Raw genomic sequence first — 23,735 nt, forward strand, 5'->3', positions numbered from 1 at the left:
ATAAAAAAGCCCGCTTCGATGAGCGGGCTTTTTCGTTAGATCAGTTTGTCGCTTAAGCGGCTTTGCCACCCAAGCGGGCGTAGCCTTGCGCTGCCATTGAGTTGTTGGCATTGAACTGAAGCGCTTTCTGGTAAGAGCGGCGTGCTTCTGCAGCGCGGCCCAGTGCTTCTTCTGCGCGACCCTTGTTTGCCCATGCGGAGGACGAACGCGGGTTCAAAGCAACTGCGTTACCCAGATCGCGGAGCGCTGCCAGATTATCACCCTGTTCCAGATAGATGGTGCCACGGGCGATGAGCGGCGAATAGGCTTGCGAGTTCAGGCCGATAGCGCGAGAAAAGTCAACGATTGCAGACTGTTGGTGACCCTGTGCCTTATAGATGAGACCACGGTTGTGGTAGGCCTTCGCATCGTTCGGGTTAAGGCGGATCACTTCGTTATAATCACGCAGAGCTGCGGTGTTCTGGCCAAGGGCGCGGTAGGTGTTGCCGCGGCCGTTCAGGGCCTGAACGTAATCCGGCTTGATAGCAAGCGCGCGGTTATAGTCGCTGATGGCGGAATTGAAGTCTTTCTTCCGGCGTTCAACGAGGGCGCGGTTTGCGTAAGCCTGATAGGAATTCGGGTTAAGCGCGATTGCCTGATTGAAGTCTTCAATCGCCTGATCGAGGCGACCGGCTTCTGCATAGGCAATGCCGCGGGTGTTGTAGGCAAGAGCACTCGTCGGGTTCGCCTCGACAACATTTGTCAAGGAACCGATGTTGCTGCTGGAGCCTACTGCCTGATTGATTGGAACGTCTTTATAGACAGTGCCCGTGGACTGACAGGCGGCGAGGGTCGCAGCAAGTGCGCACGTGGTGATGACAGGTCGCAGTTTTGCGCCCCAACGGTCAATCTTCATGTGCCGCATACGGCCTTCCTTTAATTTTGATATGGAGGTGTAGTTTGACAAATTCTAGGAAAAAACACCACCAGAAATAGCAAACGGACCAACCAGAAGCTTCCGGTGGGTCCGTTTTGAAGAATATGGGGCGCTAGACGCGCCTCATCCTATTCCGAGGCAGGCGTCAAGAATTAACGACGGCCTTTGCCAATCAGAAGGCCTTCACGCTGAGCGCGCTTACGAGCGAGCTTGCGGGAACGACGTACTGCTTCAGCCTTCTCACGTGCCTTCTTTTCAGATGGCTTTTCGTAGTGGCCACGAAGCTTCATTTCACGGAAGATGCCTTCACGCTGCATCTTCTTCTTCAGCGCTTTAAGCGCCTGGTCGACATTGTTATCGCGAACGAGAACCTGCACGCGTTGATCCTTTTTCTCCAACACCTATCGCAATTGACCGGCGTTGATCCATCTAGAGACTATGACGAGAGCGATGCAGAAAGCCGCATAACCAAAGGTACGCCGCCACGAAGGGCCTCGCTCAAGTGTTGGGGGTTCCTACCAGAATGCGATGATCGTGTCTACAGTCGATACTCTGAAACTTGCTTAATTTTTTTCGTAAGTTCAGAAAATAATGTGTAGAGGACCTGTTGTGCACTCAGATGTAGGTCAAAGGGACCTTGGTCGTGTCCTTAATTTCTTCCATTACAAAGCTAGATGAAACGTCTGAGAGGGCCACTTTACTAATGAGTTGCTTGTAAAGTCTATCGTACGAACGCATATCCGGAACAAAAGCATGTAAAACGTAGTCTACATCTCCAGTCATTCGGTACATGCCGGTGATCTCAGGGATTTCGCTTACCGCCTTGTGGAAGGAATCGAACCACTGTGAAGAATGGGCTTCGGTTCGCACAGAAATAAACACAGTCAGACCCAGATTCAGCTTGTCGCGGTCGAGTCTGGCCACCTTCTCCCGGATGAATCCCTCGCTTTCGAGTCTCGTGAGTCGTCGCCAGATGGCATTGCGGGACAGGTTTATGCGCTCAGACAGCTCAGCAAGGGACAAAGTCGCGTCGGTTTGGAGTTGATCGAGCAGCGCTTTGTCGAATTCATCCAGCTTTGTCATCAGTATTTCCCGATTCTTGGTATGATTGTCGCATAAATATACGTATTAATGCGAAGAATGGGAAGCGCGTCCTGCAGGTTCTCTTTAAGCTTGGCTCGTTCAAACAAGAAAATTAGAAATCCGGAGGACTTTATATATGCGCATTCTGACCGCTTTTACCGATCATCCACGCTCTGTCGGCGAAACCTATTTCCAGCATATGGCCTTTGCCTTCCGCTTTGGCTGTATCATGCTCGGCGCAAGTCTTGCTGCCTTTGTTCATGCAATCTTGCCATTTGCGTTTGAAAAGACTGCCAGCACGATCATTATCGAGACAGCCGACAAGCTGCGTAATCGCGGCCGGTGATCAAACGGCTTTGCAGAAAGTCTAATATTAAAGAAGTGTATTTGCTGGGAAGGTGAGCCTAGCAACAGGTGAGGGGAACTATGTGTCGTTGGCTGGCCTATAAAGGCAAACCTATCTTTTTGGAGGACCTTGTCCGGCAGCCAAAACATTCTCTCATCGCGCAATCGCTCAGTTGTAGCGAGGCGAAGGTCGATACCAACGGGGACGGCTTTGGTATCGGCTGGTACGGCGCGCGTTCTGCGCCCGGTCTTTATCGTGACACGCTTCCGGCATGGGGTGATGAAAACCTCAGCCGCCTTGTGCATCAAATCCAGTCGGGTTTGTTCTTTGCCCATGTGCGTGCGTCCACCGGAACAGCGACATCGCGCAACAATTGTCACCCGTTCGCGGTTGGCAACTATCTCTTTATGCATAACGGGCAGATCGGCGGATATCAAAAGATCCGCAGACAGATCGAGAATATGATCTCGGACGAGTATTACGCCCACCGCCAAGGCACGACAGATAGCGAAGCGCTCTTCCTTGCGCTGCTCAGCCGTGGTGTGGCGGTGGACCCGTGCCGTGTAACCCGTGAAGTGCTTGAGGACGTGCTCGACATTATGAATCAGAATGGCGTGCGGGAAGCATTGCGCTTTACTGCGGCCCTTTCTGATGGTGAGCGTCTTTATGTAATGCGCTATTCCAGTGACGCTATTGTTCCCAGCCTTTATTACCGGCTGTGTGATGGTGGTTTGACCGTTGTCTCGGAGCCTCTGGACCCAATCAATAATGACTGGTTTGAAGTTCCTGCTGGACAAATGATTTATTTTGGGGGCATAGGTGCTCCTAGTTTTATGCCTCTTGAAGTGAAAAACTTCAAAAAAGAGGTCGCCTAACTGATCACCTAATCAGTTTAGGTCAACTCCATCCCATCAGTTAACCGAGACTGGAATCCGGTCTGAGGTATGAGCTGTCTGTTTTTGTGCAGGAGCAATGCATGGCGTCGTTTGAAAAATTCGGCGGCAGAAAAGCCGGACCACTGGAACTTTGGCTTAAGGAAGCCAAGGCAACATTGTTGCTGGGCCTGCCGCTTATTGGTGCGCAGCTGGCGCAGATGGCAATCAACGTTACCGATACGGTGATGATTGGTTGGCTTGGCGCAGATCAGCTTGCTGCTGCGGTTTTGGCAAACCAGCTCTATTATATTGTATGGCTCGCTGGCCTTGGCTTGGTGCAGGCTGTTATGCCACTGGCATCACAAGCTGCAGGGCAGGGTGATGTGCGTGGTGTGCGCCGTGCGGCCCGCATGGGTATGTGGATCGCGCTTGGCTTCTCCACTTTGGGCATGGGAGTGCTCTGGCAAGGGGAGCAGATACTGCTGCTGCTTGGTCAGGACCCTAATGTTTCCGCGCTGGCTGGTGAATACCTGCGTATCTTGCAGTGGTCGATCTATCCATCGTTGTTCGTTATGGCGGTGCGTAGCTTCCTGACCTCGCTTGAGCGTGCGCAGATCGTGCTTTGGGCAACGGTAATCAGTGCGCTGTTTAACGCGGTGCTCGATTATGCCTTCATCTTCGGTAAGTTCGGCATGCCTGAAATGGGTATTGTCGGCGCAGGTGTTGCCTCCGTTGGTACCAACGCTTTGGCTGCTGTCATTCTTATCTGGTACGTGCTCAACGAACCGACCGTGAAGACCTACGAGGTGTTCGTTCGCTTCTGGCGTGCGGACTGGGGTGCATTCTTTGAAACCCTGCGCCTTGGCTGGCCGTATTCTTTGGCGCTGGTTGCTGAAACAGGTCTGTTCAGCGCTGCTGCCTTTATGATGGGCTGGTTCGGTACGCTGGAAGTTGCTGCACACGGTATTGTCGCGCAGCTTGCCGGTCTTGCCTTCATGATTCCAATCGGCTTCTCCAACGCGACTGTTGTGCGTGTTGGCTTGGCTCTGGGCCGTAAAGATGCTCAAGGCATTATGCTTGCTGGCTGGTGTAGTATCTTGATGGCTATGGGCGTCGCTGTCGTTGGTGCTTCGCTCTTCTGGCTTCTGCCGGAAATCTGGATCGGTTTCTATCTCGACCAGACCAACCCGAATGCGGCGGCAGTTCTGGCGCTTGGCGTTCCTCTGCTCGTTTGGGCTGCTGCGTTTCAGGTGTTTGACGGTATTCAGGTCGTAGCAGCCGGTGCGCTGCGCGGTCTTTCCGATACCCGTACCCCAATGATTATTGCGTTCATTGGCTACTGGGTCATCGGTATCCCTATGTCCTACGTGCTGGCGTTCAAGCTTGGCTTTGGTCCTGAAGGTATCTGGATTGGTCTTGCTGGCGGTCTTGCTGCCTCGGCTGCGATGCTGACATGGCGCTTCTATCGCCGCAGGGAAACAGGCTTGGAGTGCTGCTAAGCAATTGCGGGCGGCAGTCCACTTAAAGACAGAATGCAAAAAGGGCGATCCGTGGATCGCCCTTTTTTATTAGCTATACTCTAAAGCGTTGCCGCCTTTAGCTCTTAGGAGCGAGACGGTTTACGTGGCCCATCTTGCGGCCGTCGCGGGTCTCTGCTTTGCCATAGAGGGTCAAGCGAGCGTTCTTTTCCGCCAGAATATCCTTCCAGCTATCAGCATCGTGGCCGATCAGGTTTTCCATCACCACGTCGTAATCGCGCTCTGCGCTGCCCAGTGGCCAACCTGCTACAGCGCGTACGTGCTGCTCGAACTGGGAAACCTGACAGGCATCCTCGGTCCAGTGACCGGAGTTATGCACGCGCGGCGCAATCTCGTTCACTTTCAGCTGCTGGCCGCTTTCATCTTCCAGAAGGAAGAGTTCAACGCCCATCACACCCACATAGTCCAGCCCTTCAACGATGCGTGTTGCCATGGCAACGGCTTCCTTGGAAGTCGCTTCATTGACGGAAGCAGGAACTGTGGAGGTTTTGAGGATGTGGTTTTTATGAACGTTCTCTGCCACGTCGTAGCATTCGATCTGTCCATCAACACCGCGAGCAACGATGACGGAGACTTCTTTCTGGAAAGGAATCAGTTCTTCCAGAATGAGGCCTGAGCCGAGCTTGGCGACTGCGCCTTGCGCGTCCTCAGCTGAGCGGATCATGATCTGGCCCTTGCCGTCGTAACCGAAGCGGCGGGTTTTGAGAACGCCTTTACCGCCAAACGCTGCGAGCGCGTCTTCCAGCTCTGCCTGTGTTTCCACTGGCATAAAGCGGGCAACAGCCACACCGGCTTCGTCTTGGAGGAAGGTTTTTTCGTGGAGGCGGTCCTGAGAAACGGCGAGTGCCTTGGACCCTGGACGGACCGGAACACGGGCTTCAAGGAAAGCTGCGGTTTCACCCGGAACGTTTTCAAACTCATAGGTGACAACAGAAACGGAAGCGGCGAATTTTTCGAGGGCTTCTTGATCTGTGTAGTTTGCTCTGGTCACCGCCGCACAATTATCAAATGCGGGGGAATTGGCATCAGGGCAGAAGATGTGGGTCTTGAGACCCAGACGTGTTGCTGCGCTGGCAATCATACGCCCCAGCTGGCCACCGCCAAGAATGCCGACGGTATCTCCGGGAGTAAGGGCTTTGGTCATTCAGAGCCTTCTTTCGCTTGAGTATGCGGGCCTTTTATGCCGGGTCGTCTACTGGTTCAAGTGCAACTGCGTCGGTTTGTTTGGCGCGCCATGCATCAAGGTTGTCAGCAATGGTCTTGTCGTTCAGTGCAAGCACAGATGCGGCCATCAATGCAGCGTTAACTGCGCCAGCGCGGCCGATCGCCAAAGTGCCTACAGGAACGCCCGCTGGCATCTGCACGATAGAAAGCAGACTGTCCTGACCGCTGAGGGCTTTGGACTGAACCGGAACGCCAAAAACAGGGAGAGGGGTCATTGCCGCAGTCATGCCCGGCAGGTGCGCTGCACCACCAGCACCGGCGATGATGATCTGGTAGCCGTTATCGCGGGCGTTGGTTGCAAAGTCATAAAGACGGTCAACAGTGCGGTGAGCGGAGATAATCTTCGCGTCGTAGGAAATGCCGAGTGCATCAAGAGTGTCCGCGGCGTTCTTCATTGTTGGCCAGTCGGACTGGCTTCCCATAATAATAGCAACGGAAGCGCTGGAGGTGTTTGCCATACCCCGATCCCCTGAGAGTTTTGAAAAGAAGGCGCGAAGTATAGGGATCCGCTGCACTGAGGCAAGGGGGACGCTCTAACCTTTTTGTAGCGATTAACTCAGTTACGCAATTATGTCGGGTAGGAGCTGGTTTTCTAGAAGGATTATCCGGTCGCGCAGCTGTAGCTTTTTCTTTTTGAGCCGCTGTAGCTGAAGATGATCGCTGGTGCCGGAAGCTGTGAGAGCGTTGATCGCATCATCAAGATCGCGGTGTTCGAGTCGCAAGGATGTAACGAGGGCTCTTATTTCTTCCTGATCTGTCGCGTCATCTGTCATGAAACCTCCCGGTCCTGTGGCAAGGGGTCGCAGCTATGGGTAATGCTGCGTTGCGCAGAGTATAGGCGGGATTGGCTCTACCACGCCACCGGTTTTCCATAGTGCTTACAACTTGTCGTGGCGTTTCTAAGGAGATACGTGAAATAGCGGAGACCCCTATGGTTAATTAGTGGTTTTTTGCTGGAGCACAATTACGGATAAATGGTGGCAATATGCCTATCGTGCGTTGCGGACCTTACGGAAATTACATCCATTCCTCGTTCGACAAGCCGAGAATTTGGTGTCACACTCACTTCGTAAACGCTAATGGCAGGAGGATTTTTATCTATGTCCATCCAATCTCATCTGTCCGAGCTGGAACGTCGCCACGCTTCTCTTGAAAAAGAAATCGCAGTTGCTTCGCTTCACCCTTCCGCAGACTCTTTGGAAATCGCTGAGCTCAAGCGACGGAAGCTCCAGATAAAGGACGAGATTGCCAAGCTAAAGACGGAAACGCGTCACTAAAATTTCACAGTTGAACCCTGATATACTGGGTGTAAGCGTCATATCTCACGATGTGGCGCTTATTTTATGATTATACTTTGGTATATATAAGCTGAGCGATTGAGCAGAATTGTTGATAAATTTAATGATACTTGCCGGTGTTGTTTGTAATTTTACGATGTTTGCGCCGTTATTCTACCATTCTTGAAGTTATTTTACTGCGGGCGACAATTTGCGCCATCTTCGTCTTTAAAACTTCTGCCTATACTGAGCTCATAACGCGGTCCAAGGCCTTTCTGTAAGGAGCGGTCCAAAAGACGGAAGAGCACCCATGCAACGATTCAATAAAAAACTCCACAAAGACGTGGCGACTATCGTGCTTGGCGCGTGCTTTGGCGCAGCTGGACTTTTCTGGGCGTTGAATAATTTTGCCGGTGGAGCTGCATCTGAAAGTGTGTCTGTTTGGCTGCTTGGTCTGATCGGCTTGGCGTTTGCCGTAAACCTTTACCTATGCCGCCATGTGGCCGTGCATCACATGCGCCGCACTTGGTTCTTCTGGGTTTCAGTGCTGCTGGTATCGGGCGTTGTTGCTCTCATCGTGGGAGTACGCGAAAGCCCTTTTAGCGGAGAGGCTCCGCTGAGTGTGCTGCGTTATAGCTGCCTCTCGTTTACCGGCGTTGCCTAACTCTGTTTTCAAAGAGCTTAGACAAGACATTCAAGCGGGTCATTCGGCCCGCTTTTTTATTTTATGCGGTCAGACCGTCGTAAATGAGCTTCAGCGCTACGAGAAAGACCACAAAGTAGGTGATGCGGTAGTACAGCGTAACGTTGATGATGCGCACCAGGTGAACGCCTGCATATGTGGCGATAGCTGCAAGGGGTAGCAGAACAAGCGACGTCGACAGGTTCGTTGCATCGAACTGGCCGAGCAGGAAGTAAGGTAAGACCTTCGAGAAATTGATGGTCGAGAAAAAGATGATCGCGGTGCCCGCATAAAGGACCGGCGATAGCCTCAAAGGCAACGTGTACATTTGATAGGGCGCGCCGCCTGCGTGGGAGACAAAGCTGGTGAAGCCGGAAAGCGTTCCCCAGAACAGGCCTTTGAGCGTGTTGTGTGGTGCAGGCTCTGTCTTTTTGCGCCCACCGAGCCAATAGTTCAGCACAAACATGAGCGAAATAATGCCGACGATGAGCCGTACGTGCGACTCAGACACGTAGGATGCCGTCATCCAGCCGATGAATACGCCTGCCAGTCCTGCCGGTATCAACATTATCAGCGTGCGCTTGTCGTAGGTGCCGCGAAAAGAGATGAGCCCGACCGCATCCATCACCAAGAGAATCGGCAGCAGGATACCGGCTGCCTGAAGCGGGGGTATCGCCAGCGAAAGAAGCGGAACACCGATCAAAGCCGCTCCACCACCCAAGCCGCCCTTGGAGATGCCGATAATCAGAACGGCAGGGATCGCGCAGAGGTAAAAGACGGGATCGGCAATAGGTAGCATTTTTCGCTCAAGATAATCTGGGGTGGTGCCCTTCTGTGTCACGGGTAGCCAACTTCTTCAAGACCCAAAGGAAAGGAACAGCCGAACTCATTCCATTTTCCAATGTCTAGCCTCTTGCCTTAGCGTCACTCTCTGGCCACTCTAGGGGAACGGAGGTAGCTGGTTGGAGGTCGCTGGCTGCATATGTGGACATGGGAGGTGGACCGCAAATGGTAAGCCATTACAAAGAAGTCTATGAAGACTGGAAGGCAAACCCTGAGGAGTTTTGGGAAACTGCTGCGGGCGCGATTGATTGGCTGGAGCCATGGTCAAAGGTATTTGATGGGTCCCGAGGGGCGTATGGGCGCTGGTTTGTGGGGGCGCACACCAATACTTGCTACAATTGCCTAGACCGTCATGTGGAGCGCGGCCGCCCCGGTCAGCCTGCTCTTATTTACGATAGTCCTGTCACCGGCACCAAGAAGACCTACACCTATTCCGAGCTACTGGATCAGGTAAGTGCCATGGCCGCGCTTATGGAGCGTCACGGCGTAGCGAAGGGCGACCGCGTTCTCATTTATATGCCGATGGTGCCGGAAGCCGTTATGGCGATGCTAGCGTGCGCGCGTATCGGAGCTATCCATTCCGTAGTCTTTGGCGGATTTGCTGCACAGGAACTGGCAACGCGTATTGAAGATGCCAAGCCAAAGCTTGTTGTTGCTGCGTCTTGCGGGTTGGAGCCGGGGAGGGTGGTTGAATACAAGCCGCTATTGGATGAAGCGATCGCGCTTTGTGATTTCCAACCGGACGCTTGTTTTATTCTTCAGCGCAAGCAGTGCATTGCTTCCATGGTGCCGGGAAGGGATTATGACCTTGGCGACATGATGACAGAAGCTCTCCGCGAAGGGCTGACTACTCCGTGTGTTCCTGTTGCTGCCACCGATCCCCTTTATATTCTCTACACCTCCGGCACGACTGGCCAGCCTAAAGGCGTGGTACGTGATAACGGCGGTCACATGGTGGCTCTCAAGTGGAGCATGGGCCATCTATACGGTGTAGAGCCGGGTGAAGTGTTCTGGGCGGCCTCTGATGTAGGCTGGGTCGTTGGTCACTCCTACATTGTATATGCGCCTTTGCTGCATGGAGCGACAACGCTGCTTTATGAAGGTAAACCGGTGGGAACGCCGGATGCTGGTGCTTTCTGGCGTGTGATTAGCGAGCACTCTGTCTCTTGCCTGTTCACCGCGCCGACCGCCTTCCGTGCCATTAAGAAGGAAGACCCAGAGGCCAAGTTCCTTTCCAAATACTCGCTGAGCAGCTTGCGTTCCTTGTTCTTGGCAGGTGAGCGGGCCGATCCGGATACGCTTGAGTGGGCAGAGGAAATTCTGGGTGTTCCTGTTATCGACCATTGGTGGCAGACGGAGACCGGATGGTGCATTGCCGGAAACCCGCTGGGCCTTGGCAAACTACCGGTGAAGGTTGGTTCTTCCACTGTGCCTATGCCGGGCTATGATGTGCAGGTTCTCGATGATGCCGGTCATCCTGTTGCTGCGAATACCCTTGGCAATATCGTTGTTAAGCTGCCTCTTCCTCCGGGCTGTCTGCCGACCCTGTGGAACGCCGAGGAACGCTTTAAAGAGGCGTATCTCAACGAGTTCCCCGGTTACTACAAGACCTCGGATGCAGGAACGATTGATGAAGATGGCTACCTCTTCATCATGGCTCGTACTGACGACATTATTAATGTTGCCGGACACAGGCTCTCTACAGGCGCCATGGAAGAGGTGCTCGCCAGCCATCAAGATGTTGCCGAGTGTGCGGTGATTGGCATTACGGACAAGCTGAAGGGGCAGTTGCCTTGCGGAATGGTGGTGCTGAAGTCTGGAGTGGAGCGAGAGCCGGAAGTTGTCGAGAAGGAGCTTATTACCCTTGTTCGTCAGCAAATCGGTCCAGTAGCTGCCTTCAAGCTGGCTGTTGTGGTTGAGAGACTTCCAAAAACGCGATCAGGCAAGATCCTGCGCGGTACTATGCGCTCTATAGCCGATGGCGTTACCTACAAGATGCCCGCAACCATTGATGATCCGGTGATCTTGCAGGAGATTGAGGAAAAACTCGCTGGGAAAGGTCTGACAAAAGCCCTTTAGCCCAATGAAATTTCTTCTGTAATTTTGATTAGAGAAAGCCGGAGATTTCCGGCTTTCTACGTTCTTTTGGGTGCGGTTTGTCCACGATAGACAACCCTTGGCGTCGACAGCGCCAATGGAAAAGACTAAGGTTGCGCCGTTTTTGCTGATTTACACGGAGTTATCTTATCGTGACGCTTGAGAATAAAGTTGCCATCGTCACAGGTGCCGCCAAAGGCATAGGCTATGCGATTGCAAAGAGATTTGTCGAAGCCGGCGCGAAAGTAATGCTCGCTGATATTGACGAAAAAGCTGGCGAAGCTGTTGAAGCTGAACTGAGCGAGCTTGGTCAGGTTTCCTATATTCATTGCAATGTTGCAGAGCGTTTGGGCGTGCGCAACATGGTGGCCGCTACCATCGATGCATTCGGTGATGTCGATATTCTGGTCAACAACGCTGGCATTGCCATTGCCGGTGACTTCTTGGAGATCAAAGAGGAAGAGTTTGACGAGGTTATGAGTGTTAACCTCAAAGGTCCTTTCCTTTGCACGCAGGTTGTTGCCCGCAACATGGTTGAGCGGGTTAACGAAGGCGGTGCGCCGGGCTGTATTATCAATATCTCGTCGATCAATGCGGTTCTGGGTATCGAGAACCAGTTGCCTTACTCTGTGTCTAAAGGTGGTTTGAGCCAGCTGACACGCGTTTCCTCGTTGGCTCTGGCCAAATACGGCATTCGCGTAAACGCCATTGGCCCAGGCTCTATCGATACTGAGATGCTCGCCTCTATCAACGATAGCAGCGAGAAGATGAATGTTGTGCTTTCTCGCACGCCGCTGGGCCGCTTGGGCAAAGCAGAGGAAATCGCCGCCGTTGCTGCATTCCTTGCCTCTGACGAAGCAAGCTACATTACCGGACAGACGATTTATGCCGATGGTGGCCGTCTGCCGTTGAACTATATTGTTACCTCTGGCGACGACAACTAATCAGAGTTCTGCATTGCTGCATTGCCCGAATCGAACTGCATTCGGGCAAGCTTTGCATAAAGCCCGCCCTTCTGGATCAGGGACGCATGGGTTCCTGATTCCACAATGCCACCGTTTTCCATCACAATAATTCTGTCGGCTTTGAGCACCGTTGCAAGGCGATGAGCGATTACGAGTGTCGTTCTACCCTTCATGAGTTCTTCAAGGGCTGTCTGTACAAGGGTTTCACTTTCGGCATCCAGCGCACTTGTGGCTTCATCAAGCAACAGCACCGGCGCGTCTTTCAAAATGGCGCGTGCAATGGCGATGCGCTGACGTTGTCCGCCTGAAAGGGTAAAGCCCCGCTCACCAATAATGGTGTCGTAGCCTTCTTCCATTTTGACAATGAACTCGTCAGCACGGGCAAGTTTGCCTGCTCGTTCTACGTCTTCGCGGCTGGCATGCGGCGACCCGTAGGCGATGTTGTCGGCAACGCTCATAGCGAAGATAGCTGTATCTTGCGGAACCAACGCGATCTGATCCCGCAGTTCATGGAGTGGCAGAGATGTGAGGTCTTTCCCGTCCAAAGTGATGCGGCCCTCAGAAGGGTCATAGAAACGCATCAATAGCTGGAAGAGGGTTGATTTACCCGCGCCGCTTGGGCCAACGATTGCAACATTCTCGCCATTGCGAATGTGCAGGCTGATGTTTTCCAGAACGCTGAGGGATGTAGAGGTTGGATATGAGAAGCCCACGCCTTCAAAAGCGATTGCACCTCTTACAGCACCTGCAAAGTGCTGCGGGGTGCTTGGCTCGGCGATGTCCGGCTCAATGGCCAGTAGCTCGGATAGGCGCTCGGCCGCGCCCGCTGCCTGTGAAAGCTCGCCCCAAACCTGTGCAAGGGAGCTAACCCCGCCAGCGGCCATGATGGAGTAGATGAGAAACTGTGTTAGCTCACCGCCGGACATGGTGCCGTCGATGACCGAAAGCGCGCCTATCCACAGCACCGACACAATGCTGAGGGTAACCACCAGCATGATTGTTGCGATGAGGATTGAACGGGCACGGGTTGCGAAGATTGCCGCAGAAAAGGCGGTCTGTGTATCGTTTTCGAACCGGTCGGAGACCTGCTTTTCTGCTGTGAAGGCTTGCAGGGTGCGCACTGCGCCAAGGGCCTCTGTGGCGTAGGCGAGGGCATCAGCAAGCGAATCCTGCGCCGTACGTGAGCGCTGTCTGACAGATCTGCCGAACGCGATGAGCGGCAGGACGACCAAGGGAATCGCCAGCAGCACGATAGCTGAGAGCTTTGGGCTGGTGACCACCATCATACCGGCAGCGCCGATGAGCAAAAGCACCTGTCGCATAGCAATGGAGGCACTAGCGCCGAAGGCAGACTTGATAAGCGTGGTGTCGGCAGACAGGCGAGAGATGATCTCTCCGGAGCGAGTCTTATCGAAGAACGAGGGGCTTAGCTCTGTGAGGTGGCGGAAGACCGCCGAGCGCAACTCTGCAACAGCCCGCTCGCCGATCCACATAACCAGATAGTAGCGGCTGGCGCTGGCTACGGCGAGTGCGCCGCCTACGAGGATAATTACGAGGAAATATTGGTCGATTGCGGCAGCGCTTCCAGCGTCAAAGCCCAGATCAATCATCTGCCTTAAGGCAACAGGTAGCACTAGGGTAAGGCCAGCAGCTGCAACAAGTGCAGCGATTGCGCCATAAACTCGCCCTTTGTAATGCATAAGAAATGGCAGAAGTGCGAGTAATGGCTTGAGGGATATACGGGGCTTAACCGGTTCAGCCTGCGACATGTATTTGGCGACCTCGATCAATCAGGAAGGGTGTCTTTCGGTGCTCCTATGAGAACTGTAGTCTCGAAAGACAATTTGCAAGCCGATTCTCTTAAAACACATGGCTTAAACCTCTTGTAACACGGGGAGCTATAGGTTATAGACGCCCTCACTATTTTAGCTGCCTCCTTGAACGAGGTCGGCTTTGCTTGAGTAATTGCGGATTGAGCCAGCCTGACCGGTTTTGCGGAGGCGGGGCTGACGCTGAAAGGACTGGCTATGAAACAGGATATCCATCCAGACTACCACACCATCACTGTAAAGATGGTTGATGGCTCTGAATACACCACTCGTTCTACCTACGGTTCCGCAGGTGACGTGCTGAACCTCGACATCGACCCAAGCTCTCACCCAGCTTGGACCGGCGGCGACCGTCAGCTGATGGACCGCGATGGTCGCGTATCCAAGTTCAAGAACAAATTCGGTGGCTTCCTCGGCGCATAATCGCCACGAAGACACGACGAAGTCGTTCGAAAAACCCCGCTGCTTGCAGCGGGGTTTTTTATTGCTCGTTTGTCTGCGGTGTTTCAGAGGCGCTGGCGTGCATTTCTCGTATCAGCTCCATATCCTGCTCATCGTAGAGCTCAGCGCTCTGGTTGCTGCCGTATGGGCGTTCTAGCCGCGGTAGGGTGAGCGTAAAGTTCTCTGATCCTCGAATCTGCCATGGCTGTGGTTTGTGGGCAGGGGTGCCCGCTTGCGTTCGCGGTCTTATGCCCAGCCTGTCCAGCTCTGTGCGGATGCGGTGTACGGCGTCGGGCGAGATCAGGAACTTCTTCATGAACTGGCAAAAACGGGTCGCCTGCATATGCTCGTTGAGTTGATAAAGCTCGATGGGCTCTGGCAGAAAGTTCCATTGCCCAGGCATACGGCTGTTTTTGTTTCTATCGAAATTCCGGTTCTTTAGCTCAGGGTTTCGAGTGGTCTCGAAGTATTTGAGTTTGCCGCCGTGGAGGGTGAACAGCGTTCCTGCCGGGTCCTGAGTGGAATAGACAGCGATGGGCGCGGCAAGATTACGAAGGAAATCCGGAGGCGGTTGGCCTTCGGTGCTTTCAAGCGCTTCTATCATCTGCAGGCACTTCTGATCCAAGCGAAGGGCCGGCGCGCGCAGGGCAGTTGCTATAACGTCTTCTGTATAAAGGCTAATTGCCTGAGTGACGCGCAGGATGACATCCAGCTCATCCTCCACGAACAACTCTGCATGGGTCAGCACAGCAGAGGTTTGCATATTCAGCCGGTAAGCGTTGAGGATGTAGATTGCCGGCATATCGCTACTACCCTTGGGCGACGAAGACACTGTGCCGTTATCAGACATCTGCGTTTGCGTGATGTAGCTTTCTATCGCCGTTGCGGTGGCTTCCAATATGTTTCCCGTCCATTCCAGAAGACGCGTTGGAAGGCCATCGTTCAACATACCTTCCAGCATTCTCAAGGAGAGTTTGCCGTCCCTGCTTGAATTAAGGTATTGAGCTGTCAGGTTGTTTTCTTCCAAGTGGCTGCTTTGGCCATGCTTGAACTGGCGGAAAATGGAGGGCGTTGCCGTTTGGTTTGCATCGCCATCACCGCGGAACCATAGGCCCGCAGAAAACGGGCGAGGGAAACGGTCGTCGGTGTATCCTACTGGGGCAACCGGATCAGGTCCCAGTACATCCGAGAGGTAATCGTAGGGTCGTTGCAAGATCTCAAGAATGTCAGAGACGGATTCTATGAGGACGGCTTGCTCATCAACGGTATAAGTGCTGGATGCTTCCAAGGTCAGGCCGTTCAAACGGGATCTCCCAGTTCCTACCTAAGACTTCACCAGCGAAGTTTAGTGGAGCATCCCGTTGTTGTGGCCTCCCGAAATGTCGGAGGTTCTGGCGTTGCTTCTAGTCCGCTGCGAAAGCAGCGGAAAGCATAGTCATTTGGTCTGCTACAGGGTTCTTGCGCCCGATAACTGGTTGACGTTCCAGCTGGTCATGCAGAAGGCTATCCATATGCTTTACGCGTTCTTGCAGGCGCAATGAGCGGGCAACAAGTTCAAGCATCGGCGTTGGTAGCTTTTCTTCACCGTCAGATGGATTGGGACCTTTCTCACGATCCAGACGAACCTTGAACTTTTCTGAAGCTGCCTGTTCTGCGGTCATTTCGCCTTCATTTACAGCACGCTGTAGAAGAAGCCACGAGGCAAGCTGCATAAGGCGGGTCGTCAAACGCATGGATTCTGTTGCGTAGGCGAGGGAAGCTGGGCGACTTAGTTCTCTGGAAATCGAGCGGCCTTCGCCATCAAGGTAGGCTGCGGTTTCTTCTACCAGCGCCATGCCTTCATTGAACAGGTTGTTGAAGCCGTTCGAGCCGATCAGATGATCTGCGAAAGAAACTGTAGGCGTTCTGGCCAGTCTTTTTATGTCGCTCATTTTTTAGCTCCCGGTCAGTGCGTTCATCGGCCCCTAATTCCCATTTGTACGCTGAGTCCCAGTCTAGAACAGTCCAAACAGCCAATTTTAGACTAATTATACTGTAGTTTTCCCTAGTCGTATCAATTTGGGTCATTAGAGTTTTAACTAATGTGAGTAACGCAACCGGCGTGCCAGTTCACAATCAGCGGATCGAGGCGGGTTGGTTCGCCTCCGTCTGAATGGAGCATTGAGATGAGGGGGAAGAAAAAATGAGCCGCTGGAGAGCGGCTCAAAGTGGTATAACAGGGAGGCGTCAAAATGAAACAGCAACTCGCTGTTTCCATCCAGATGACTGGATAAGCCTTTTCTATAATAAAATGGTTAACGCAACGTAAATAACAAAATAAAAATCGAAACTATATAGTAATCTATGAAATAAAATTGAGTAATAATTACAATAGTTATCTGTTGTGTTTACTTGAAAAGACTTTCTGCAGCGGATGATGCGGAGCTTTTGTTGTCGAGTTCTGTCTTGTGGCGTTTGATTTCTGCTTCGAGTGCTGCGATACGGTCGCGCAGTTCGTCAACGGACATGCTTACAAGCGATTGACCCACATAGATTTCTCCTAAAGGAGCGCGCTTTGGTTCGTCGTCATCAAAAAGCGGCATCACTGCTCTCCTTCCATTCCTCGACTAAAAGCGAAGCATTATTTCTCTATGCTTGTTCCAGAATGGATTATCCTCTCAAACGCAATTAAGTACAACTAGGGTTGTTTCGTGCACTGTTGGGAGGATCGCATGTCTGAGAATGGGGCGCTTATGCGCGTGGTGGCAATTTCCGAGGCGGGCGCGCCGGAGGTTCTCAAGGTCGAGGAGCGCGTGCGACCAACTGCCGGTGCAGGTGAGATTGTGATTGAAGTGCATGCAGCCGGTGTAAACCGCCCCGATGTCATGCAGCGAAAAGGCTTATACCCTGCGCCAAAGGATGCATCTGACTTGCCGGGGCTGGAAGTTGCTGGTGTTGTTGCAGCTGTTGGCGCTGGCGTTAGCGAACACAAGGTGGGTGATGAAGTGCTGGCACTCGCGCCCGGCGGCGGATACGCGGAGTATTGCGTTGTCCCTGCATCCAATGCGCTACCGATCCCCAAAGGCCTTTCAATGATAGAAGCGGCTGGCGTTGCGGAGACTTTCTTTACCGTTTGGAGCAATGTGTTCGACCGGCTTGGTCTGAAGGCAGGCGAGAAGTTTCTAGTTCACGGGGGGAGTTCCGGTATTGGAACAACGGCGATCCAGCTCGCAAAAGCTTTTGGGGCAGAAGTCTTCACAACGGTGGGCTCAGATGACAAGGCTACTGCTGTGCGTGACCTTGGCGCTGACCATGTAATCAACTACCGAACGGCAGTATTTGAAGATGTCATCCTTGAGGTGACTGGCGGCAAGGGCGTTGACGTCATCTTGGACATGGTGGGCGGTGACTATGTGGAGCGTAACTGGAAGGCGGCTGCCATGGATGGGCGGATCGGCCAGCTAGCAACGCTCAACGGTATTGCGCAGAACGTCAACTTTGCGCGGCTGATGATGAAGCGCCTAACCCATACCGGCTCTACTTTGCGCCCGCGCTCCGCCGAGTTTAAGGGCGAGATTGCAAAGTCGCTTCAGGAAAAAGTATGGCCGCTCTTTGAGCAGGGGCGCATCAAAGTGCTAGTCGATCAGGTGTTCCCACTGGAGGAAGCTGCCGCCGCTCATACCCTTATGGAAAGCTCTAATCATGTCGGAAAAATCATCCTGAAACTGCGGTAAGTAACGGGCGTCCTAGCTGTTTTCAGAGTGCTTTGAATCTTAGCAATAGGAATTGCTTTCCGAGCATCGAAAGCGTATATTGCCGGAAAGTTCCCCGAAATCTCATTGGAATTTCGGCTTTTACTCCCTTGATTGGGCGTGGAAGCAAACAGGAGGATTATACCATGGCGAATGCGCCACTTATGCCGAAAGCGACTGCTGTTTGGCTTGTAGACAACACAGCGCTGAGCTTTGACCAGATTGCGGCCTTCTGCAAACTGCATCCGCTTGAAGTGAAAGCCATTGCTGACGGTGAGGCTGCTCAGGGTATTAAAGGTCTTGATCCGGTTCTGACTGGTCAGTTGAACCGTGAAGAGATTGAAAAAGCCCAGAACAATCCTTCCTACCAGATGAAGGTACAGGAATCTAAAGTGAAGGTTCCTGAGTCCAAGCGTAAGGGTCCGCGTTATACGCCGGTTTCCCGTCGTCAGGACCGTCCAAACGCAATTCTTTGGCTTGTTCGTCATCACCCAGAACTGGCTGATGCGCAGATCATGCGTCTTGTTGGCACTACCAAGCCGACAATTGAAGCGATCCGCGAGCGTACACACTGGAACTCTGCAAACCTGACCCCAATGGATCCTGTTACTTTGGGCCTGTGTTCGCAGATTGAGCTGGACATCGAAGTTGAAAAGGGCGCTCGCAACGCTCCTCAGAAGGTGCTCAAAGAGCAGCCAGAAACCCTTCTGTCCATGGACGAAACCACCAGCGAAGATGCTCTTGCTGCTGCATTTGGCAAGCCAGCACCGAAGGTGGAAGAAGAACAGTACGATCCGGATGCAGTGTTTGCGAGCCTCAAAGGCCGCACTGTTACCAAGGACGAAGACGACGAATACTAAGAGCGTCATCTCTGATCGTTACAATAAAAAACCCGGCTCAATGGCCGGGTTTTTTCGTTCTTGGTGCCCTATTATCGCTGTGTGAGCTTTAGCTCGATACGGCGGTTTTTGGCGTAAGCTTCATCGTTCTCGCCTTGCGCCAGTGGTTGGTATTCACCAAAGCCTGCGGCAACGAGGCGCTTTGGCGGCACACCCTGATCGATCAAGTAGCTGACAACAGAAATCGCGCGCGCTGCGGAAAGCTCCCAGTTATTGCGAAGGCGGCCAGTGCCGGATAGCGGGCGAGCGTCGGTATGACCATCCACGCGCAGCACCCAGTCGATCTCCTCTGGAATCTGCCCCTGCAATTCTTTGATTGCATCAGCAAGAATGTTGAGCTGCGCGCGGCCTTGCGGGTTCACCTGATCGTCGCCGGTCGAGAACAGAACTTCCGACTGGAAAACGAAGCGGTCACCGACAACTTCTATATCAGAGCGTTGAGCAAGGATTTCACGCAGTCTGCCGAAGAAGTCCGAGCGGTAGCGAGATAGCTCTTGTACGCGCTGTGCAAGGGCCACGTTGAGGCGTTTTCCCAGATCGGCAATCTTGGTCTGGCTTTCCCTGTCGCGGTCCTCAGAGGCCTCTAGAGCGGCTTCTAGCGATGCAATCTGACGGCGTAGTGCCGAGAGCTGCTGGTTGAGCAGTTCGACCTGCGCCAAAGCGCGGGAGCTGATCTGCTGTTCCTGTGCAAGCTCATCCTGAAGAGTTGCAAGCTGACCGCCTGCCTTGTCGATCTGGCCGGAGCTGGCCGAGAGCAAAGCTTGAAGCTGGTCGCGCTCATCCGTCACAGCATCAAGACCGAACTGCAGCGAGGAAATTGTTGCTTCCAAGTCGCCAACGGATGCCTTCTCAAGAGCTAGAAGCTCGGTGAGCTCCGCTATCTGCTGGTTCAGGCGGTTAAGAACAGTGTCTCTACCGGAAAGCTGCTGGCTCAGGAAGAACTGGGCGATCATGAAGATGGAGAGCAGGAAGATGAAGACGAGCAGGAGGGCGGACATGGCGTCCACAAACCCCGGCCAGTAATCTTCTGAGCTGCGCTCTCCACGTCTACCACGCGTTGCCGCCATGGATTAGTCCTTTTCCTTCTCGCGTTCCATGCCCTCAGCAAGGACTTTCAGGAAACGCTCGATGCGGCGCTGCTGCATGCTTTGTGCTTCGGCCCATTCACGCATCATCTTCTGTTCGGAACGTACGTGCTGGACTAGGCCTTGAATGCCCTCAGCAAGGTTGGTCATTGCCGCGCTGGAGTTGGAAGCTGTGTCCGCGCCTTTATTTTCCTCGATTGTCTTGCGAAGACGTTCGATAGCATAGCGCAGATCAGCGGAGCTGGTGTTGGTGCCGGTGGCGCCAAACTCGTCCGGCTCAAGGTCGGTTACGGTGGAGAGCCAGTCTTCCAGTTCCTGATAGAAGCGGTTTTGTGCCTGACCTGCCTGAAGATCAAGGAAGCCAAGGACGAGAGAACCAGTCAAACCGAGAAGGGATGATGAAAACGCAATGCCAAGGCCGGACATCTGTGCAGTGATACCTGCGACGAGGTCTTCAAACAGCACGGTTGCATCGCCGCCGCCAACGTTCAAGGTTGCCACGGTCTCGGCCACTGCGCTCACGGTTTGCATCAGGCCCCAGAAGGTACCAACAAGGCCGAGGAACACCAGAAGGCGTGTCAGATAGCGAGAAATTTCGCGAGACTCGTCAAGGCGCGTGCCAATCGATTCCAGCAGCGAGCGCATGGTCGTTGCGGAGATGGTCATGTCGCCCGACTTGTTGCCGAGCAGCGTGGCCATTGGCGCAAGCAGCACTGGAGGGCGGCGCACTTCAAGGCGTGGATCGCCGAGGCGGAAGCCGTTTACCCAAGAAACCTCGGGCATAATGCGCAAAACTTGACGGAAGCTAAGGAAGATACCCAGCAGGCCAACACCGAAAATGAGACCGTTGAGAGCAGGGTTTGCCATAAAGGCTGCGGAGATCTGGCTGATTAGGACAAAGGCAATAAAGCCTGCCAGTACCAGAAAGATGATCATGCGCCACAGATAGATCTGTGGGCTGGACAGACTGTAAGGATCGTAATCGCGTGCCATGAGCCCGAATGTATTAACTCGTTAAGGTTCCCTTTAGATAACGTGATTTCCGGTTTTTGGGAAACCGGAAATCACTGGAAGCGCTTAAAGAGTTGAAAAACACCGGTTCACCTCGAAGAAAAACCAGTGTTATTTCTACTAATTCTTGGCTTTTGCTAGGAACTCGCGCAGCTGAAGGTGCGTGTGTTCGTTACCTGCAATAATGGTCTGGGTATCGAACATTTGGTCCTTACCGTTTTCGTCAGAGACGAAACCACCAGCTTCACGAATCAACAGAACGCCTGCTGCCATGTCCCATGGCTTGAGACCGTTTTCCCAGAATGCATCCAGACGACCAGCTGCAACCCAAGCCAGATCAAGGGCAGCGGAACCACAACGACGGATACCAGCCACTTCGCCCATGACGTAGCGAATTTCTTTCAGGGAGCGGCCATGGTTGCCAACGCCGATGAAAGGAATGCCGGTACCGATGAGGCAGTCGGTCATGTCTTTACGGCCTGCAACGCGGATGCGGCGGTCATTGCAGAAGGAACCGTTGCCGCGTTCTGCGGTGTACAGCTCGTCCATGATCGGATTGTAGATTACAGAGGCTACGATCTGGCCATTGCGTTCAAGAGCAATGGAAACGCAGAAGATCGGAATACCGTGCAGGAAGTTGGTTGTGCCATCCAGCGGATCAACGATCCAGCGGTGCTGACCATCTTTGCTTTCGATCTCGCCGCCTTCTTCCATCAGAAGACCGTAGGACGGGCGTGCTTTCTGCAGTTCTTCGCGGATGATTTTTTCTGCGCGGTGATCTGCCTGGGAAACGAAGTCGCCCGGGCCTTTGCGCGCAACCTGAAGCGATTCTACCTCACCGAAATCACGAGCGAGGGAGCGACCAGCCTTTGTAGCGGCCTGAACCATAACGTTGAGTAGGGCCGAACGTGCCATATTCTTTCACCGGGGTTTGTTAGAGGCGCGATGCCGGGTGGGTCCAGCTTCGCGCCTGAATATTGTTCTTAAATCTTAAGCCGAAAAGCGCTCTCGCTTTTCAGGAGCGTGCCTTAGTCAGCGCGCTTAACGTATTCAACCGTTTCGGTATCTACGATGATACGCTCGCCGGAAGAAATGAACGGAGGTACAAGGCAGCGAACGCCGTTTTCAAGGATAGCTGGCTTGTAGGAAGAAGACTGGGTCTGGCCTTTAACAACAGCGTCAGCTTCACGGATTTCGAGAGTGACGTGCTGTGGCAGGGAGATGCCGATTGGCTTTTCTTCGTGCAGTTCTACGGTGACCATCATGCCGTCCTGAAGGAACGCTGCACGCTCGCCAACGAAGTCTTTCAGCAGTTCAAGCTGCTCGTAGGTTTCAGTGTCCATGAATACCAGCATTTCGCCTTCTTCATAAAGGAACTGGAAGTCCTTCTGCTCAAGACGAACGCGCTCAACGGATTCCGTTGCGCGGAAGCGCTCGTTGAGCTTACGGCCATCCATGAGGTTTTTCATTTCAACCTGAGCAAACGCACCACCCTTACCAGGCTTAACGTGCTGAACTTTCACTACTGCCCAAAGCGTGTCCTGATGCTTAAGAACGTTGCCTGGCTTGATCTCGTTGCCGTTGAGTTTCATTTGATACCGATCAGTCTTAATATTATGGAATTCTTGCGGGTCGCGCTTGGCTTCCGAGCGGATCAGCAGCAACACCGGCGTGGGGCTTGTGCACCACAAATCAGCGCCGGATTCAAGAAAAAAGTGATGCGGTCGGCGCCATCCCGCTGTCAAATTGCGTTTCTTTGGAGAAGCTCTGCTTAATCAGAACTCCCAAATGCGATCATTTTAGAGTTTTGATTTCAAACGAGCGACCTTTTCGGCCACCTGTTCTTGCTGTTCCAGAGATAGGGAGGCGGTCATATCGTCAATTTCGCTATCAAACAAGCCCTGTTTGTTTGCCAAATGCTGCCAGACGGCTGCAAGAACGATATTTTGACCTCTTCCACGGCCATAGGCATAGATGCGGGCAAGGCGATTCATAGCCACAGGGTTGCCTGAATATGCCGCTTTTTCAAACCAGTCCGCTGCTTCTTTCTGGTTTGGGACAACGCCTTCACCTTGGAAAAGAAGGATTGCATATTCTACTTGCGCAGCAACGTTGCCGCGCCTTGCTGCGCGTCCAAGCCAGAATGCGCCGCGCATCTCGTCATGGGTTTCTTCGGCTTCATCCAGAAGAAGCTGGCCAAGGGAATGCATTGCGCTGACATCGCCCTGATCTGCTGCTTGTTCCAGCAGATCGGCAGCCTTCTTCATATTGCGCGGCAGAACTTCGCCCTCCTGATAAAGGAGAGCCAGATTGATCAATGCTTCCGCGATTCCGTCTTTGGCCGCTAGCTTGAACTGTTCTGCTGCAGCGTGACGGTCTTCTTTGACACCGTTGCCGGTAAGAAGCATCAGGCCAAGGCGAAGGGATGCTCTGCTATCGCCTGCGGAGGCGGCAGTTTCATACCACTTGGCTGCTTTCTCGGTGTCGAGAGGTACGCCGCTACCGGTCTCATACAGAACACCGATGAGCGTTGCTGCAGGAATTTCGCCGTTTTCGATGGCAGAAGTTGCCAGATCCAGAGCAGTTAGATACCAGCCACGCTGGAATGCGCCATAAGCCAGCTCCGCTTTGCTGCGCGGTGCGCCGCTTTCTGCACTCGCCACCCCTTGCATTGGTGGGGGAACGAGAATGGACGGAGTGAGCAGTTGGGACGTGGTGTTGCCCAACCGCTTTAGCATGTCTTCCGCAGCCTTTCTTTGCTTCAGTTCTCCTGTGAGTTCCTTTTTATCGGCTGTGTCTGTTGAGGACGTGCCTGCCGCTTGCAAAGGAAGAGTGCCCAATGCAATGGCAAGAACCGTTGAGGAGAGGAGGTTGGAGAAAGAGCTGCGCAAAC

At 53.3% G+C, this 23,735-nt stretch carries 26 protein-coding genes; 10 read left to right on the plus strand and 16 right to left on the minus strand.

The genetic code is table 11. The features are described 5' to 3' along the window. Positions 1-52: 52 nt before the first annotated feature. From E1162_RS04805 to E1162_RS04815, 3 genes are all read right to left on the minus strand, one after another. Positions 53-904 carry a tetratricopeptide repeat protein gene (locus E1162_RS04805; protein WP_155127625.1) on the minus strand — a complete coding sequence of 284 codons (852 nt, stop codon included), beginning with the start codon at positions 902-904 and terminating at the stop codon, positions 53-55. A gap of 164 nt (positions 905-1,068) precedes the next feature. Then, positions 1,069-1,317 (minus strand): 30S ribosomal protein S21, encoded by a 249-nt coding sequence (gene rpsU, locus E1162_RS04810; protein ID WP_371311811.1) that lies wholly within the window; start codon positions 1,315-1,317, stop codon positions 1,069-1,071. Positions 1,318-1,531: 214 nt separating this feature from the next. Then, on the minus strand, positions 1,532-2,002 hold the full coding sequence (locus E1162_RS04815; protein WP_155127631.1) for an Lrp/AsnC family transcriptional regulator: 471 nt from the start codon (positions 2,000-2,002) through the stop codon (positions 1,532-1,534). A gap of 133 nt (positions 2,003-2,135) precedes the next feature. On the opposite strand from E1162_RS04815, the gene E1162_RS04820 reads away from it, so the two are divergent. The 3 genes from E1162_RS04820 (at position 2,136) to E1162_RS04830 (ending at position 4,719) form a co-directional block, all read left to right on the plus strand. Then, complete coding sequence (locus E1162_RS04820) at positions 2,136-2,345, plus strand: DUF6356 family protein (protein ID WP_155127634.1); 210 nt, start codon at positions 2,136-2,138, stop codon at positions 2,343-2,345. A gap of 80 nt (positions 2,346-2,425) precedes the next feature. Further along, entirely contained in the window at positions 2,426-3,220 is a 795-nt protein-coding gene (locus E1162_RS04825) for a class II glutamine amidotransferase (protein ID WP_257098680.1), read from the plus strand. Positions 3,221-3,321: 101 nt separating this feature from the next. Then, the gene (locus E1162_RS04830; protein WP_155127637.1) at positions 3,322-4,719 is read left to right on the plus strand and encodes an MATE family efflux transporter; all 1,398 of its coding nucleotides are present in this window, start codon (positions 3,322-3,324) and stop codon (positions 4,717-4,719) included. Positions 4,720-4,816: 97 nt separating this feature from the next. Here the strand turns inward: E1162_RS04830 and E1162_RS04835 are convergent, their stop codons facing one another. The 3 genes from E1162_RS04835 to E1162_RS04845 all read right to left on the minus strand — a co-directional run bounded on the left by E1162_RS04835 (position 4,817) and on the right by E1162_RS04845 (position 6,755). Continuing rightward, positions 4,817-5,902 (minus strand): 5-(carboxyamino)imidazole ribonucleotide synthase, encoded by a 1,086-nt coding sequence (locus tag E1162_RS04835; RefSeq protein WP_155127640.1) that lies wholly within the window; start codon positions 5,900-5,902, stop codon positions 4,817-4,819. A gap of 34 nt (positions 5,903-5,936) precedes the next feature. After that, entirely contained in the window at positions 5,937-6,440 is a 504-nt protein-coding gene (gene purE / locus E1162_RS04840; protein ID WP_155127643.1) for a 5-(carboxyamino)imidazole ribonucleotide mutase, read from the minus strand. A 102-nt stretch (positions 6,441-6,542) separates the two neighbouring features. Continuing rightward, positions 6,543-6,755: a YdcH family protein gene (locus E1162_RS04845; protein WP_155127646.1), complete on the minus strand. Its 213-nt coding sequence runs from the start codon at positions 6,753-6,755 to the stop codon at positions 6,543-6,545. A 327-nt stretch (positions 6,756-7,082) separates the two neighbouring features. Between E1162_RS04845 and E1162_RS04850 the strand changes: the two genes are divergently transcribed. Continuing rightward, positions 7,083-7,259, plus strand: a complete 177-nt coding sequence (locus tag E1162_RS04850; RefSeq protein WP_155127649.1) for a YdcH family protein — start codon at positions 7,083-7,085, stop codon at positions 7,257-7,259. A 310-nt stretch (positions 7,260-7,569) separates the two neighbouring features. Next, positions 7,570-7,923: a hypothetical protein gene (locus tag E1162_RS04855; RefSeq protein ID WP_155127652.1), complete on the plus strand. Its 354-nt coding sequence runs from the start codon at positions 7,570-7,572 to the stop codon at positions 7,921-7,923. Between the two features lie 61 nt (positions 7,924-7,984). Here E1162_RS04855 and E1162_RS04860 read toward each other — a convergent pair whose 3' ends face one another. Next, positions 7,985-8,740: a sulfite exporter TauE/SafE family protein gene (locus E1162_RS04860; protein WP_155127872.1), complete on the minus strand. Its 756-nt coding sequence runs from the start codon at positions 8,738-8,740 to the stop codon at positions 7,985-7,987. A 209-nt stretch (positions 8,741-8,949) separates the two neighbouring features. Here E1162_RS04860 and E1162_RS04865 point away from each other — a divergent pair, with 209 nt between their 5' ends. Then, positions 8,950-10,863 carry a propionyl-CoA synthetase gene (locus E1162_RS04865; protein WP_155127655.1) on the plus strand — a complete coding sequence of 638 codons (1,914 nt, stop codon included), beginning with the start codon at positions 8,950-8,952 and terminating at the stop codon, positions 10,861-10,863. A 170-nt stretch (positions 10,864-11,033) separates the two neighbouring features. Beyond that, positions 11,034-11,825, plus strand: a complete 792-nt coding sequence (locus E1162_RS04870; RefSeq protein WP_371311812.1) for an SDR family NAD(P)-dependent oxidoreductase — start codon at positions 11,034-11,036, stop codon at positions 11,823-11,825. On the opposite strand, the gene E1162_RS04875 is transcribed toward E1162_RS04870, so the two are convergent. Then, on the minus strand, positions 11,822-13,615 hold the full coding sequence (locus E1162_RS04875; RefSeq protein WP_155127658.1) for an ABC transporter transmembrane domain-containing protein: 1,794 nt from the start codon (positions 13,613-13,615) through the stop codon (positions 11,822-11,824). The genes E1162_RS04870 and E1162_RS04875 overlap by 4 nt on opposite strands. Before the next feature lie 258 nt (positions 13,616-13,873). Between E1162_RS04875 and rpmE the strand changes: the two genes are divergently transcribed. Then, positions 13,874-14,098 carry a 50S ribosomal protein L31 gene (rpmE, locus tag E1162_RS04880; RefSeq protein ID WP_155127661.1) on the plus strand — a complete coding sequence of 75 codons (225 nt, stop codon included), beginning with the start codon at positions 13,874-13,876 and terminating at the stop codon, positions 14,096-14,098. Positions 14,099-14,156: 58 nt separating this feature from the next. On the opposite strand, the gene E1162_RS04885 is transcribed toward rpmE, so the two are convergent. From E1162_RS04885 to E1162_RS04895, 3 genes are all read right to left on the minus strand, one after another. Beyond that, the gene (locus E1162_RS04885) at positions 14,157-15,419 is read right to left on the minus strand and encodes an FRG domain-containing protein (protein WP_155127664.1); all 1,263 of its coding nucleotides are present in this window, start codon (positions 15,417-15,419) and stop codon (positions 14,157-14,159) included. A gap of 100 nt (positions 15,420-15,519) precedes the next feature. Next, on the minus strand, positions 15,520-16,047 hold the full coding sequence (rcdA, locus tag E1162_RS04890) for a protease adaptor protein RcdA (protein WP_155127667.1): 528 nt from the start codon (positions 16,045-16,047) through the stop codon (positions 15,520-15,522). 456 nt (positions 16,048-16,503) lie between these two features. Beyond that, a complete protein-coding gene (locus E1162_RS04895) occupies positions 16,504-16,698 on the minus strand; it encodes a DUF1192 domain-containing protein (RefSeq protein ID WP_155127670.1) in 195 nt (64 codons plus the stop codon). A 129-nt stretch (positions 16,699-16,827) separates the two neighbouring features. On the opposite strand from E1162_RS04895, the gene E1162_RS04900 reads away from it, so the two are divergent. Both E1162_RS04900 and E1162_RS04905 read left to right on the plus strand, forming a co-directional pair. Further along, positions 16,828-17,829 (plus strand): NAD(P)H-quinone oxidoreductase, encoded by a 1,002-nt coding sequence (locus tag E1162_RS04900; protein ID WP_155127673.1) that lies wholly within the window; start codon positions 16,828-16,830, stop codon positions 17,827-17,829. Positions 17,830-17,993: 164 nt separating this feature from the next. Further along, positions 17,994-18,707 carry a DUF1013 domain-containing protein gene (locus E1162_RS04905; protein WP_155127676.1) on the plus strand — a complete coding sequence of 238 codons (714 nt, stop codon included), beginning with the start codon at positions 17,994-17,996 and terminating at the stop codon, positions 18,705-18,707. A 71-nt stretch (positions 18,708-18,778) separates the two neighbouring features. On the opposite strand, the gene E1162_RS04910 is transcribed toward E1162_RS04905, so the two are convergent. The 5 genes from E1162_RS04910 to E1162_RS04930 form a co-directional block, all read right to left on the minus strand. After that, entirely contained in the window at positions 18,779-19,813 is a 1,035-nt protein-coding gene (locus E1162_RS04910) for a peptidoglycan -binding protein (protein ID WP_155127680.1), read from the minus strand. Positions 19,814-19,816: 3 nt separating this feature from the next. Beyond that, positions 19,817-20,824: a flagellar motor protein MotA gene (locus E1162_RS04915; protein ID WP_155127684.1), complete on the minus strand. Its 1,008-nt coding sequence runs from the start codon at positions 20,822-20,824 to the stop codon at positions 19,817-19,819. 138 nt (positions 20,825-20,962) lie between these two features. Then, the gene (locus tag E1162_RS04920) at positions 20,963-21,757 is read right to left on the minus strand and encodes an inositol monophosphatase family protein (protein ID WP_155127687.1); all 795 of its coding nucleotides are present in this window, start codon (positions 21,755-21,757) and stop codon (positions 20,963-20,965) included. A gap of 113 nt (positions 21,758-21,870) precedes the next feature. Next, on the minus strand, positions 21,871-22,434 hold the full coding sequence (efp, locus tag E1162_RS04925; protein ID WP_155127690.1) for an elongation factor P: 564 nt from the start codon (positions 22,432-22,434) through the stop codon (positions 21,871-21,873). Positions 22,435-22,641: 207 nt separating this feature from the next. Beyond that, a complete protein-coding gene (locus tag E1162_RS04930; RefSeq protein ID WP_155127693.1) occupies positions 22,642-23,733 on the minus strand; it encodes a tetratricopeptide repeat protein in 1,092 nt (363 codons plus the stop codon). Between the last annotated feature and the right edge of the window lie 2 nt (positions 23,734-23,735).

Origin of the sequence: Pseudovibrio flavus, from assembly GCF_009711345.1 — a bacterium.
GTDB lineage: Bacteria > Pseudomonadota > Alphaproteobacteria > Rhizobiales > Stappiaceae > Pseudovibrio > Pseudovibrio flavus.